This window comes from Bradyrhizobium sp. HKCCYLS1011 (assembly GCF_051167795.1).
In the GTDB taxonomy this organism is placed as follows: Bacteria; Pseudomonadota; Alphaproteobacteria; order Rhizobiales; family Xanthobacteraceae; genus Bradyrhizobium.
In genome coordinates this window covers 37,931-52,369 of the sequence record NZ_JBNPTT010000003.1, presented here as the reverse complement: position 1 = coordinate 52,369, position 14,439 = coordinate 37,931, and the positions used below count along the sequence as shown (strand labels likewise).

Here is a 14,439-nt window from a genome sequence, read left to right as displayed (position 1 = left end):
GGCGAGGGTTTTGTCCGGAGCTTCGTCCGTGCTATCGAGCAGGAGGATGGCTGACCGCCGGTTCAAGAATTCTGTATGACTTATGAAATTTGATGATGTCGGTGTAGTGGTGATTGGCCGCAACGAGGGCCAGCGGCTGGTCGACTGCCTCGAGTCGGTCAAAGCGGCCGCCGACCACATCGTATACGTCGATTCTGGATCAACGGATCAAAGCGTCGTCGCCGCGAAGCAGCTTGGCGCCATAGTCGTAGAACTCGATCGCAAGCGCCCATTTACGGCGGCGCGGGCCCGCAATGAAGGGTTCGCCGAGCTTAAGTCCCTGCTCCCCCAACTTCGCTTCGTCCAGTTCGTCGATGGTGACTGCCTTCTTATGCCCGGTTGGATGGAGAGCGCGGTTGACACCATCCGAGCGCGCGAGAATGTCGCGATCGTCTGTGGCCGTCGCCGGGAGCGGCATCCCGAGGTTTCGTTCTACAACAGGTTGTGCGACCTCGAGTGGGACACGCCGATCGGCGAGATAGGCGCTTGCGGTGGAGACTCTCTCATCCGCGTGAAGGCATTTGAAGAGGCAGGTGGTTTCCATCCGGGTGTTATGGCCGGAGAGGAGCCGGAACTTTGTATTCGGCTGCGCGAGCGCGGATGGAAGATCTGGCGGATCGACGCTGAGATGACGCTGCATGATGCCGCCATGACGAGGTTCGGACAATGGTGGCTCCGCTCCGTTAGGAGCGGCTATGGGTTCGCGGAAGTCTCGCGCTTGCACCGGCGTTCGCCGTTTCGCATATGGGCTCGATCGGTGCCGAGCGCGCTGTTCTGGAGCACCGTCTTGCCGCTATTGATTCTGCTCGGAAGCCTTGTTTATCCGATCGTTCTCTGTGCAATCCTGATCTATCCGCTACAGATGTGTCTGATCGCGCTCCGCCGCAAAACGGCTCAGCCGAGCAGATGGGGCTATGCATTCCTCATGGTCGCAGGCAAGTTCGCCCAGACCCGCGGAATCGTCCGTTTCTACTGGCGCTTGCTCCGGGGACAGGCCGCGCAGCTAATCGAATATAAGACTTAATAGTCTCCGGTCGTCGAAAGTCTGGCAGGAACTCTATTATGATTTTGCCGGTAAGGAGAACGGATGTGAGCACCACACCGGCTTATAAAAATGTGCAGATCTCGGTTTTTTGGATCGGGTAGCGAATGCTTTTTAACTCGCCGGAATTCGTCGTATTCTTTCTCCTCGTCTACTGTCTGTATCTGGGGCTGTCCTTCCGCCTGCAGAACTACATGCTCCTCGTCGTGAGCTACATTTTCTACGGATGGTGGGACGCTCGTTTTCTTTTTCTGGTTGCCCTCTCGACGACGATCGATTTCTGGGTTGGATTGATGATCGAGAACGGACGGCTGCAGCTTCGGCAGTGGTTGATGCCGGCAGCGTTCTTCGTCCTCTCGGCGGTCATCTTTCTCGGTCTTGATTGGACCGGCCTTCCCGCACTTGGATCCGGCTATCCGGATCTTGGCAGGCTTTTGAACATCCGCATGCTCGCATTGTCACTCGCGGGAAGCGTCGCTTTCGTAGTGTTGATCTCTGCCGTGTTCTCGACCTTAAGCCGGATGAAGGATGAAGGGCGCAGACGCTTCAGGTGTCTTCATGTCAGTCTTATTACTCAGTTGGGGCTGCTGGCTGTCTTCAAGTATTTCAACTTTTTCGTCGATAGCCTGTCAGCTGCGTTGGCTGGGGTCGGAATCGAGAGCAGTCCGCTTCATCTCAACATAGTGTTGCCGGTCGGCATCTCGTTCTACACGTTCCAGTCTCTGAGCTATACGATCGATATCTATAGACGCCAGTTCAAACCGACGGATCGCTTCTCCGACTTCGCGCTTTTCGTTGCCTACTTTCCGCAACTCCAGGCGGGCCCGATCGAACGTGGTAGGCATATCATCCCGCAGCTTGCCCGGCCGCGGACCCTCACCATCGAGCAGACCTCCCGAGGGCTCTATCTTATCGTCCTGGGCTTCTTCAAGAAAGTTGCCATTGCAGATGGTGTGTCTCCGGTGGTCGACCACATCTTCGGCAGCAGCGGGAGGGTCACGTGGATCGATGTCGTTGCGGCAAGCGCCTTGTTTGCCGTCCAGATCTATTGCGACTTCTCGGGCTACACCGATATCGCGCGCGGCATCTCGAAGATGTTGGGCATCAACATGATCGTCAATTTCAACCAGCCCTATTTCGCGACGAATCCGCAGGACTTCTGGCGCCGCTGGCACATCAGCCTATCGACCTGGTTACGCGACTATCTCTACGTTCCGCTCGGTGGAAACCAGGGCGGTCTCGCCTTCATTTGCCGCAACCTGATGATCACGATGATGCTGGGCGGCTTATGGCATGGTGCGTCTTGGAATTTCGTACTGTGGGGATTCTATCAGGGCGCAGCTCTTTGCGTTTATCGGATATGGAGCGAATATCGAGGAAAGCCCGCGCCTGTGGTCGGGAGTGAGCTAGGGCTCTCCTCGGGACACATCGCTCGCCGCCTGCTGGCGAGCGCAGGCTTTCTGATCGTCGTCTGCTATGGATGGCTGCTATTCCGAGCGCACTCCTTTGCACAGATAGTCAACTTCACGTCGTTGCTGATATCCGACTTTGGGGATCTGGACTACGGAGGCCGAGCGCCGCGGCTGTCTGCATTGTTCGGTATGGCTCTTCTGGTCGCGATGGAAATCGTGCAGTACTGGAAGTCAGATCCTTGCTTTTATCAGCGGTTTCCAGTGCCGATCCGAGGCTTCCTGATTGCCGCGATGATCGCCATCACCCTTATGGGCATGAGCAATGAACCAGCTCAATTCATCTATTTCCAGTTCTGAGAAGGCAAAGTTCAGGGCGGTCGGAGCGGCAGCCCATACTGCCGCCTGGATCGTGATCGGCCTTGTCCTCATTGACATCGCGATCAATGTCGTTCTGGCCTACCCAAGCGACCCTAAGGTCACCAATCCCTCCCAGCTGCGGCTGTACTTCGAATATGGGCGTTCGACGGAAGGGCAGCTTGCCCGCATGACGCGGCCGGACAGATCGCAAACTGCTCCGATTACGTTGCCAGGGTGGTACGATACGCTTGAGATCACGGAATTTCCGGAAAAATCATCGAACTCGATCGTGACAATCTATGGCATGTCGCATGCCGTGCGGTTGGGGCATGCTCTAGAACGGACGTCGTTGCGTCTGACGCCGCGGATCGTTGGCGCACCGGGAGCTCCGACCAATTGGTCATACGGAGCATTTCTTCGTGACCGTGGCGGCGGCAAGAGCCGTGCGGTCGTTCTCGCGATCATGTCGTACTCGCTTCCGATGATCACGACGCTATCCGCCGCAACATGGTCGTTCGATCTTCCGATGCCCTATACGATGGATCGGTTCTACGTCAGGAATGGCCAGTTGGAGGTCGTGCATCCGCCGTTCACATCGTTCGAAGGATACGTGGCCGCATTCGATGATCCGGCAGAATGGTCCAAGGTTCGCAGCGAATTTGTCCAGCATGACACGATGTACAATTCCTTCATCATGCGCGCGAACATCTTCGATCATTCGTCTCTGTTCCGTCTGATTCGTCGTGCCTACGCGCAGCGTTATATGAGGGCCATCCGCAAAGGTATTCTCGATGGGTCAGGTTTCCGAGCCGAGAGTGAGCAGATCCAGGTAGCGCGAGCCATCATCCGCGACTTCGCGAAACAGGCGCGCCGGGACGGTATCGTTCCGGTCGTCTTCGTCGTCAACAATTTCGGGTATTCCGACAATCTGTACCGGGCGCTCGAGCCGGTTCTCAAAGAAGATAATATTCCCTATGTGAGTTCGCACACCGTCGCTTCTCCGGACGATCCGCGCGGCTATCTGCCGGACAGCCATTTCACGGACGAAGTCGACGATAGGCTCGCCAAAGAGCTGGAAAAGGTCATTCTCGAAGCCGCCCGGTAGCAACGCTGGGGAACGGCGCATTCGCGCTGGGAACAGGTCCCTGTAGCTGCTCGGACAGAATGGATGTCACTGGGACGAGTTGGTTTCGCCGCGCGATCGGCAACTAGTCTCGTGCGAGAGTCCAGTAGCGCTCGAGATGTTTGCGATAGAGTGCTGGATCGACGCCATCCTTGGAATGGATCATCACAGCAACCGTACTCGGATCGAAATCAGAGAAGAACGCCGCCAAGGCTGACTCACTCCGCAGATCCATGCCCCAGGAGGCTTTGACCAGCGGCACCGACGACGGCGCATGGTTGACTGCTGAATACCCCAAGACTTCCTTCACAAAAATCCCATACAGCATGTATTCGGAGAACTGCAGTGTCCGAGCGATGGCCACCTTCCAGCTGATGCCGGTGTGCGCTTCGATCCTCTGCTGCATTGCCCTGACGATGTCTCGATTCCAGCAGATCATGTTGCCGACATGGTTTTGTGAGCCGATACCCTGATTCTCGTTGAGCCCGAACAGGCGGCGCGCCGTTGCAGTCCACTCGGGTCTTCCAGGCATGCCCACGTCGAGCAGACCAACCTTTCCATCGACGAGAAGATCCTGATAGCCGAAGTGTCGGAAGAACGCTGTGTCCGAATCGCAAAACACAAGTGTCTCTTCGGGCACCGCTTCGATCGATGCAATCTTGAGAATCTGTTGGATGATCCATCCCCGCACCGGTGGTGCCTTGAGGCTCAGCCAGTAGCCCTTGCGGCCGGGCATCCTCCAGATCCATCGGCCCAACAGCGCCTCCGACTCTATGATGCGTCGTCGCGGTCCCGACAGATGCTTGAACGCGGCATAGTCACGCCGGTCGACGATCAGATAGTGGTGCACGTCCGGCGAAGTCCTGTCGAGTGACTCGACCAGAAGTTCGCAGCGCTCGAGGTCCGGGAGGTACGTCGGCGTAACAATAGCGAAGGAATTCTGTGGATCGCGGGACAAGAGGTTTATCCTATCTTGCTGTTTGCGTGACCCGAGCTGCCGAGATGCACGGGTCCAGAATGTAAGCCGATGTTTGCTCTAGCTGGCTTGCTCGACTGGCGCGGCTGCGCCGTGCAGCCGTCCCAACGTGAGGCGCCTTGTCCCCACATGACCGCACCGATACTCTGTATCCTCCTTGGCCCTTCAAGCGTCCTGACCCCGAAGTATTGCTTGGCGCGTAGGCACAGCTGCTTGTCACCAGGCTGACAGCCAATAACAAGATGCCGCAACCTGCGGAATCGTATGATGGCGTAACCGTCGGCCTGCGGCACATCAGCTATTTCAAAAATGTCAAATGGCTCCAGTCGATCGGCAGGGTATCGAACGACGTCCCAAATCCGGACATCCAGCGCAAATATTCCAGAAGCGCGGTGGTGGCGAACACGAGGATCGTGAATAGCAGGTCCTGCATGCCGAATGAAAATCGCTCTCGTCGCTGGCCAATCAGGATCGGAACGTACCTGGCGAGATCAGACAGGCTTATCGCTAGCACTCCTCCAAGAACGCCGAAATATCCTACCATAAGCGGAAGGCTGATAACGAGGATCGCGAGTTTTGTGCCATTAGAGGCGGCTCCGTAAGACGGTTTGCCCAGACCGAGAACGATCGCTTCGTTCACATAGGCGAGGATCGAAAACCATGATCCCAGAACGAGCAGCGGCAGTATCCAGGTGGCGGACTGATAGCGTTGATCGTAAAGAAGACGGATGGCAAAATCGGCTGAGGCAACGAACAGCGCAAACCCAAGCGCCGCCACAAGGAGGAACTTCGCCCGAAGCGGAGCGAGCTCCCCGTAGAGCTTGGACCGGGCCGTCTGAGCGTGGGACGCAACGAACGGGAATAGAACGATGTTTCCGAGCCGCATGGTGAGATTGCCGGACAGGTCGGAGATTGACCGTGCGATCCCGTAGATTCCAAGTAGCTCCAGCGGAATGACTTTTCCGAGATACAGTCGGTCGACATACATCGAGAGAAAGAAGACGATCGAGGATACGAAGATCCATTTTCCAAAGCTGAGGATTTCCTTGGAGTATCTCTTGGAGATGTAGAACCGATGTCTGATCTCCGGAAGTAGTAGGTAGCTGCCGATCAACGAGACCACGGAGCTGAATATAGTCCCGTAAACCATCGCCCATATCGTCGGGGTAAGATAGGCGAAGAGCAGTATCGCCGCAGAACCGATGAACCCCAGAATCAATTCATATACATTCAGTCGGACCACCTGCATGCGCTTCTGCAGCAGGAATTTGCTCAGAGAACTCAGTCCGGAAAGGACAAGACTAAATGAAGTTATCGGTATGACGACGGCGAGAACCGGAATCTGATAGAACCGGGCGATCGGTAATGCAGCCGCTATGAACACGAACCAGAGAGCGATACTGCGCAGTAGCTGTAAGCTCCATGCAGTATTGTAGAATTCCGGTTCATCTGCGTGTTCGTTGTAGACGATATTCTGGTTGATGCCGACATCGGAGATCAGTTCGATGCCCATTCTGAATGTATAGACAATCAGCATAGTCCCGAAGATGTCAGGCGCGAGCAGCCGAGCGAGGACGATGTTGGTTGCTGTTCGCAGCCCTGTGCTCAGGCCATAGATGCCGATCGTCCAGACGGTTCCACTGAAGAGAGTGCGCGTTGAGATGGTCATTCGTGAGTTCAAGGCTTGCTCATGGCGAAGCTGTCCTTGGGTCTAGGCGACAGCGGGACCTTTGCGCCGAACTGGCCAGTTCTCGGCGACTATTTCCCGGCCAAGCCATGTAGGCTAGGTAAGCCGAAGAAGATCACTCCCACTGTCTCATACAGAAAGAGCACAACGACGCATGCCAAGAAGAGTCTCATTCGCGCTTCACAAGATGCTGAGCGTCGTTGCGTCCGTTACTGTCGGTGAATGCGCCGGTCCAACGCAATCACGCGGATAAATTGGTTCTGAAGTAGGCTGTGGTCGGCTTGAGACCCTCCTCCAGCGGAATCTTTGGATTCCAGCCTAGTTGCTTCTGAGCCAGCGTAATGTCGGGCTTTCGTTGCTTTGGGTCGTCTTGCGGCAGCGGTCGGGTAACGAGGGGCGATGAAGACGACGTTTCTGCGATGATCAGTTGGGCCAGTTCCTTCATCGTGAATTCCGTCGGATTACCGAGATTGACCGGGCCGGTGAAACCGTCGGGGCTTTCCATCAGGCTGATAAGACCTCCGATCAAATCATCCACGTAACAGAACGATCGGGTCTGGCTACCATCGCCATATAGCGTAATGCCTTCACCCTTGAGTGCCTGGATGATGAAGTTGGACACGACTCGGCCATCGGCCGGATGCATGCGTGGACCATAGGTATTGAAGATTCGCGCGACCTTGATCTCAAGTCCGTGCTGCCGATGGTAGTCGAAGAACAATGTTTCGGCGCAACGTTTGCCCTCGTCATAGCAGGATCGAGGACCAATAGGATTGACATTCCCCCAGTAGGATTCCTGCTGTGGATGGATTGAGGGATCACCGTAAACCTCGCTCGTGGAAGCCTGCAGAATGCGGCATCCAAGCCGCTTTGCAAGACCGAGCATATTGATGGCGCCGTGCACCGATGTCTTGGTCGTTTGCACCGGATCGTGCTGGTAGTGGATCGGCGAAGCTGGGCACGCCAGATTGTAGATCTCGTCGACTTCGACATAGAGCGGGAAGGTCACGTCATGACGCAGAAATTCGAAGCGTGGGTTGCCGTGGTGATGCTCCAAGTTGCGCTTGGTGCCGGTGAACAAGTTATCTACACATAGAACATCATGCCCCTGCTCCAGGAGGCGGTCGATCAGATGGGATCCCAGGAAACCGGCCCCTCCCGTGACGAGAACACGTTTGCGGCTGTCGTAGAGGCGCGGCATTATCTATCTCCTAGTTAAAGCGTGAAAATACAGATGAGGGCCGTCAGGGCTCATTGACGAGTTGGTGATCATAGAGACTGCGCGTTGGTTCGATCCGATCCGACCCACGAGACGCTTTCGAAAGATAATGGACCGTCGACGTTGATCGGGACCAGTAACCGAGTTCCGTTGCGAGCCCGGCTATTAAGCCAACATCTATCGCGAACATATACTGGGTCTCTTCGAGCACGAAGATCCATTCGAAGAAATTGTGAACGTATATAGTTAACAGTGCGACGCCGAGGCCAATCAGCAGGTCACCGCGTCGATCGCCGGGATGAGCTGAGCCGCATAGCATGGCTACGAGAAAAGGACGTAGCAGTAGTATCAGGAATGCAATCAGCCCCGCATATCCGGTCTCGGCGGCGACGAGAAAATAGACATTATGAACGTGAGCCCCTTCACTCGTTGTTGACCAGGCCACTCCGGCGCGCTGGTTATAACCACCCAGGTTGGCAGCGATCACGTAGTGATTGGCTCCCTGACCCAGAGGATTGTCCGATAGCATCAGTTGTGCGGACTTTTCGAAGGCGGCGCGTTCGTCATAATCAATTGCGATCGAATCGGCCTGACTTTCAAACCGCTTGTCCAAGGAAAGCAGGGCGACTGGGACAATCACGATGAGGGCGGCCAGCCCGCTGAAGAGAAACTTGCGCTTCCGCGGCGTCCAGCCACGCAGACTGGACAGAAGGAATGTAAGTGCATAGCCGACCAGAGAAAGCGCAAGCGTTGCCCGGGATCCCGTTAGTACGCTGAGAGCCAGGCCGGCTGGTACGGCACCTGTTAACAGACGGCTTAATGGTCCGGAGAGCAGCAGCGCAAAGACCGGAATATCCACGAAGTGGACGATCATGCCGAGCAGGTTTTGCTGGTACATGGTGCCCGGCGCTTGCACTACACCCAGCGCCAGCCGCTGCCATGTCGCAATAATCGCCTCAAAGATTAGGCCTGCAGCCATGCCCTTCAGGATAGCGATGGGCACACGTTGGTCAGCACAGCCTTGGGCGACCACGACGCATACAAAAAATATCCGGCATAGCTGCCAAGAATAGAAGAGCGCGGCGGTGGGCTCGGCGGATGAGACGCATGAAAGTACGGTGACAAGAATGTAGAAACCAAAGGCGAGGCGGAACGGAAAGGGGTGCCCACTTCTGGGCGTACTCAGGTAGAGCGCTATGGCAAGCGCGTCCACAACAGAAAACTCGGCTCCCTTCACATGGCCTGGCCAACTGAGCCACGAAATGAAAGCCATATTGAGATGGAGAAAGCTCAGCGCGAAGGGCAGGAATCCAAGAATGCTCCAGAAAACAGGAGATTTTTCCGGATTCTGGCGCAGCCAATTCGCGAGCGGCGCTATTGCTGCCAAGAGAATGGCCAGACCGATCCACTTCATCGATCACGCCCTCACATCGCGGCCGAGGACAATCCTGTCGGCCAGCACGGGTTGAAAAACTGGCGCCACGTCGCCTTTCACGCCGCTACACCGCACGGTCCAAGGAGCCGTAAATGCGGATGAACACGGCAGCGACTTGCGACGGTCCAGCGAAAAGGGCGGATCAAGCTGCAAGGCTGAAATATGCTCCTCCGCTTCCGCTGAACCCGATATACACTGTTCCGAACTCATTCGCGTCGCCCTCGACAGTGGTGATCATATCATAGTTGCCGAGTGGGTAATCACCGATCTGAAGCCATTCGACCGTATTGGCGTTCCATGCAGCAAGGTGGTCGGTCGAGCGATAGACGCCCCACTTCTTCTTGTACAGGCCTGCTATGTATACAGCTGGATGGTCACTTCCTGGGGCGGCTTTTCCGAAGCCGAAGGCACGTACGCACTGTACGTTCGCGATAGGGATAAAATTGGCGCAACCATCTGTCGAGCGCATGAAGACGGCGTAGGGCTGATTGGCTGGATTGAGCGGACCGCTGCATGCAAATACGTGTCCGGCGTGCCCCGGTACCGAGCGGATTTTAACCAAACCTTCGTCCGACGGCAGAAGCTTGGCAGTCCGTCTTGACCACGTGCCATCGGTTGCCGCGGTCCCAGCCTCGTACCTGTAGAAGCCTCCAACCGAACTGTAGGCGTAGAATGTTCGATGAAGGACCCGATCAGCGCAGACGATCTGGCGATTGGGAAGGAACGAGTTGCCCCAGCCACCATCGCCGCTTGCAGGGATCGCTGGGGGAATTGTTTTCGCCCAGGTATTTCCACTATCAACCGTGACATAGGGTTGACTGAGATGGGGCGTGGAGCCGTGTCGCCGCGGAATCCACATGAAAGTGAGATGGTCCGCAGCCGCAATGCATCCGCCGACGCAGCCGGATATTGAACTCGAGGGCGGGTTACCCGAGGGAAACTGGATCCAGGCTTTACCACCGTCGTGTGACTTGGAGGAAATATAGCAGCCGTAAGTGTCTGCGTGGCACACTAGGGTCTTGCCATCGTTGGAGATGCTGTGTCCCGTGATGAAGCCGCCGGCACCGAGCGGCAGGCCTGACCATTGTCCGCGCGACTGCTGCGGCGCGGACGATGCACGTGAGGACAGAATCGGGCCGCCGATCGCTGCAGCGAGCATCAAAAAGCGACGTTTAGTCAGCATCAGCAACTGCCCTTTCGTCGACCCGGGACGCGTCGATGAGTGACCATCGGCCTTCAGGCTGGCTCGTTGAGAAGAATGCGTCGTCGGCCCGTGCCTAAAGAGGCCAGCGGTCGTTCCAACAGATAGTGGATGCAAATCCCTCCAACGACGGCGGAGGTGAGTGCGCCGGCAAGGTAGATGGCGTCCCACATCCGGCCCGATCCAAAGAGCGATAGGTGCTCTCCAAGCAGCTCTGTCACTCTCAAAATGAACAAATGACTCAGATAAATCGAATACGAGGCGTCTCCAATCGTGCGAAGTATCAGGCTGGGCGCCCGCCGAACGGCATCTTCCAAGGCGAGCGCTCCGGCCACTATTGTCGTTGCAGAGATACCCAGAAGATCATTGATCCTGGCGAGTTCGCTGGAAGCCGGCACCAGGAGGAAACTCAGGACTCCCGTCGCCAGCAAGGCGACTCCCAATACCGGAGATCTTAGCGCTCCAGCCTGATAAAGAATGGCAAGACTTGCGCCGTACAGGAATTTCAACAGATCCGGGTTCGTGTAAGTGGAAAGCACCGCATCGGCTGGCTGCACTGCGAAACCCAGCAGCACGAGTGCCAGAAAGCCTAGTCCGAGAACCGTGATGCGAACGATGCGCGATCCGATTAGCAGGAGAAATCCGAACACAAAGTAAAAGAACATCTCATAGTTGAGCGACCAGCCAGGAATGAGAATTGGCGCGATCAGACCCGTTTGGACCACGTGAAAGTGTGGGATGAACAGGAACGACTTCGTCGCATTCTCGGGTGTGATCACCGTGGTGTGGAAGAGGTTGGGAAACCGCAATGCGGCCCCGATGAGGATCGCGAGGAAGATCCAGTACAACGGTACGATACGTGCGATGCGGCGACGCCAGAAAGCCACAGGCGAAATATTCGAGTTCGCCGTAGTGTACCACATGATAAAACCACTGATCACGAAGAACAGCTTTACGCCAAACGGACCCAGGTTCGAGTTGCTGAGATAGTCGATCCGCGTCGTCGGGCTTAGCATGTGATGGACAACGACCATCATGGCGGCGATCCCTCGCAGATATTGGATTGCGATGACCTCTTTTTTCATCGAGGAATCTCTTCCGGTTGCCTGATCGCTATCGACTTGGTCTCGTCCGGCCGGGAAAGATCACCGCTGCCAGAGCAGTACCGGAGGCGGTAAGTCAAACCGAGCCTACTTCATGGTGAATATTCTATCATACAAGAAAGACGTTTGGTGTGCCCCAACCAACGACATGTGATTGTCGTCAAAGAATATTGGTTTTCCGTCGGAGGACACCGGGCATTTTGTGTCGTCGCAAAGAGCGAGGTGCGGCCAGATCACGTGCACCGGAAACCGCTGCTTCGCTTCCGCAAGTACTGAAAATATGAACTTGTTCCTGTTTTCGAAGTCGAGCAGTCGAACATCAAGTTCGGTCCGATCGAACCCGACATGCTCGATGAAGAGCGCTTTCGGAATGCGAAACGGTGGTTCTGGTATAGGACCAACGATCCAGACCGTCTTCTGAGCAGCGGTTAGTGCCTTGAGAAGTGTCTCGAACCCTCGGACGAAGATTCGCTTGTTAGCCTCGGGCGTTTCCGCGGTTCCGTCAGCGTCCCTTAGCCGGATGTCGACCGGCTTCTCCGACGCCGAGCCTAGCTCGCCAACTTTCCAGTTCGTCCATCGGGACGACAATACGACGGTGCTGATGTCGCTGCTTGCCTCGACGAAGCGAAGCATCTCCTCATTATAGGCTTGGCAGTGTTGATATCCGGGATTTGCTGCCAGGTCGCTGCCGAGGCGGGGATCGATGCCGAAGCCAATTCCAATCGGGCAATCCACCGAGGCGACAAGAAGCACGCTGGCATTATTTCTCTCGGCTGCTTCCGCAATTGCGCTGCCTGTCACAATGGCGTGGGAGTCGCCCCACACGAGCACATGCGCGGGCTCTCGCGTCGCTCCCAGTTTGCACGCTTGCGACGGACTCACGATCCGGTTCTCCAAGCTCATGCATTCCATATGGTGCCGATTTTTGTCGGTTTCCGTGTCGAGGTACGCTGCCGATGTCGCATCGAGGCGTGATGGGAAGCCGCTACCCACTGCAATCAGCAATCCTGCAACACACGCCATAGCCATGCCGGCAAGCGCGACGGGCGCCGGACGGCGAAGACCAGCGACCTTGGATGGCAGTCTGAAGGGGCGTTCGACGTATCTGAGCGACAGAAACGAGATGAGAAGCGAGCCTAGACAGAGGCCCGCCTTGGTCGTCCACGACAGACCAAACAGGTCGACATAGCTAGTGAATGCAATTAGCGGAAAGTGCCATAGGTACAGCGAGTAAGACGCCTTGCCGATCGCTGTGAACGCTGCGCAGCTCAGCAAGTTGTGGACGATGCCCTGCTTGGAATGACCGCTCCAAATGATGAGAGCCGCGCCCAAGGCCGGTGGAAGAGCCGCTATTCCTGGAAATCTCGTGGAAGCGGAGTAGGCGATCATCGGGACCGCAATTAAGGCTACTCCGAGCCACGCCGCGGAGTCATTGAGCTTGGTAAGGCGGTAGCCGGAGCTGCAAGCGAGCGCGATCATGCCTCCAAGCGCCAATTCCCAAGCCCTAGTCGGCCCCAAATAGAAAGTGGCACTAGGCTTGTAGTACACGAGGACGGCGCCGACCCCGAACGAGACGAGGCAAATGATTGACAAGGCTAGAATGCGGGCTCGCGGCCGCCGCGAGACCAGGATCAAGAGCCAGGGATAGAAGACGTAGAATTGCTCCTCGATCGAGAGCGACCAGGTATGCAGCAGCGGGCTCTCGCTGGCAGGAGCAGCAAAGTAATCGGTCTGTCGCCAGAAAAAAATGTTGGAAACGAACAGCGTGGTCGCAAGGATGCTTTCGCCGAGCGTCTTGTAATCTGACGGGGTCAGGAGAACGAAGCCGGCCACCGCGCAGAAAAAAAGGACCACGGCCAGAGCCGGGAAAATGCGTCGAGCCCTGCGCTCGTAAAATGTGGTGATTGAAAAGCGTTTGGCGTCGATATCGGGAAGAATAATAGACGTAATTAAATAACCTGAGATAACGAAGAAAATATCGACGCCGACGAAGCCGCCGGTCAGGATGGGCATTCCTGCGTGAAAAAGCACAACGGGAACAACGGCAACCGCCCGCAATCCATCGATATCTGCCCGATAATTCGTAGCCACAAGGATATGCCTTAGCGCCAAATGAGAGAAAATAGCGTTGCCATATTGATAATGCAGAATCAACCAAAGGACGAATGGTTTGGTAAAGGCGGGACCATCATTTGATTACCCTCCGTATGGTGCCCCGCGGGGTGGCCGGGCGGCTCGCCGCATTGGTCGGCGTTGCCGTTTCTCTGCCCCAAAATTACCCGCAGGCTTGGCGGCGATCGCGCATCCGGTCGATGGGGGGTGGTCCGCGGCGGGGCGCGTCCCGTTGGCCTGCTTGTGTGCGTCGTTTAACGACGTCGATTCGGTTGGGGCCTAGAGTGAAGGAAGTCCCGCAAGGGGCCGCTGACCGCGGGCGAAAGGGGGCAGGACGCTTTCGGCTATGCTGCTTGGACGCTCGCCAGGCGGAAGTCGCGGCCTCCAAGCCTGCTCTGGCCTGATCGGGATGGTTGCGGTCTCGGCTGAGACCGGCGCGGGTGGCATCCGAGTTCGCGTCGAAGCAAAGTCGAGACCGGTCCAGGGCCGCCGTGGCCAAAGATCACTCAAAAAAAGGGCACTTTGGGCTCCCACGCATCCCAATTTTGAAAAATTTCGGGCAGCCGGGCCAATTCCGCCGGTATTCCAGTCGACATTCGAGCCCGGTGTCACACGGGCGCTTTGGGCAAAGAAATGCCAAAAACGTCGCGAGACCGAGGCGTCGCAATCCTGGATGGTCAGAAATAGTATTTATTAAACAGGCGGTTGTCGCGATTCGTCCACGGGGCGTCCG

General features: G+C 56.4%; 10 protein-coding genes. 3 read left to right on the top strand and 7 right to left on the bottom strand.

The window, feature by feature from the left end; all coding sequences use genetic code 11:
- Positions 1-82 precede the first annotated feature (82 nt).
- The 3 genes from ACQR1W_RS09155 (at position 83) to ACQR1W_RS09145 (ending at position 3,955) form a co-directional block, all read left to right on the top strand.
- The gene (locus tag ACQR1W_RS09155) at positions 83-1,063 is read left to right on the top strand and encodes a glycosyltransferase (RefSeq protein ID WP_434850502.1); all 981 of its coding nucleotides are present in this window, start codon (positions 83-85) and stop codon (positions 1,061-1,063) included.
- Positions 1,064-1,188: 125 nt separating this feature from the next.
- Positions 1,189-2,850: an MBOAT family O-acyltransferase gene (locus tag ACQR1W_RS09150; protein WP_434850501.1), complete on the top strand. Its 1,662-nt coding sequence runs from the start codon at positions 1,189-1,191 to the stop codon at positions 2,848-2,850.
- A complete protein-coding gene (locus ACQR1W_RS09145; RefSeq protein ID WP_434850500.1) occupies positions 2,816-3,955 on the top strand; it encodes a hypothetical protein in 1,140 nt (379 codons plus the stop codon). Before ACQR1W_RS09150 ends, ACQR1W_RS09145 begins: the two co-directional genes overlap by 35 nt.
- Before the next feature lie 103 nt (positions 3,956-4,058).
- Here ACQR1W_RS09145 and ACQR1W_RS09140 read toward each other — a convergent pair whose 3' ends face one another.
- From ACQR1W_RS09140 to ACQR1W_RS09110, 7 genes are all read right to left on the bottom strand, one after another.
- Positions 4,059-4,931, bottom strand: a complete 873-nt coding sequence (locus tag ACQR1W_RS09140) for a DUF6492 family protein (RefSeq protein ID WP_434850499.1) — start codon at positions 4,929-4,931, stop codon at positions 4,059-4,061.
- Between the two features lie 316 nt (positions 4,932-5,247).
- Entirely contained in the window at positions 5,248-6,618 is a 1,371-nt protein-coding gene (locus tag ACQR1W_RS09135; RefSeq protein WP_434850498.1) for an oligosaccharide flippase family protein, read from the bottom strand.
- A gap of 259 nt (positions 6,619-6,877) precedes the next feature.
- Positions 6,878-7,837, bottom strand: coding sequence for a UDP-glucuronic acid decarboxylase family protein (locus ACQR1W_RS09130; RefSeq protein ID WP_434850497.1), 960 nt, complete (start codon positions 7,835-7,837; stop codon positions 6,878-6,880).
- 43 nt (positions 7,838-7,880) lie between these two features.
- Positions 7,881-9,269, bottom strand: coding sequence for an O-antigen ligase family protein (locus ACQR1W_RS09125; protein WP_434850496.1), 1,389 nt, complete (start codon positions 9,267-9,269; stop codon positions 7,881-7,883).
- A 163-nt stretch (positions 9,270-9,432) separates the two neighbouring features.
- Positions 9,433-10,479, bottom strand: a complete 1,047-nt coding sequence (locus ACQR1W_RS09120) for a hypothetical protein (protein ID WP_434850495.1) — start codon at positions 10,477-10,479, stop codon at positions 9,433-9,435.
- 47 nt (positions 10,480-10,526) lie between these two features.
- Positions 10,527-11,576, bottom strand: coding sequence for an acyltransferase family protein (locus ACQR1W_RS09115; RefSeq protein ID WP_434850494.1), 1,050 nt, complete (start codon positions 11,574-11,576; stop codon positions 10,527-10,529).
- A 105-nt stretch (positions 11,577-11,681) separates the two neighbouring features.
- The gene (locus ACQR1W_RS09110) at positions 11,682-13,685 is read right to left on the bottom strand and encodes an acyltransferase family protein (RefSeq protein WP_434850493.1); all 2,004 of its coding nucleotides are present in this window, start codon (positions 13,683-13,685) and stop codon (positions 11,682-11,684) included.
- Between the last annotated feature and the right edge of the window lie 754 nt (positions 13,686-14,439).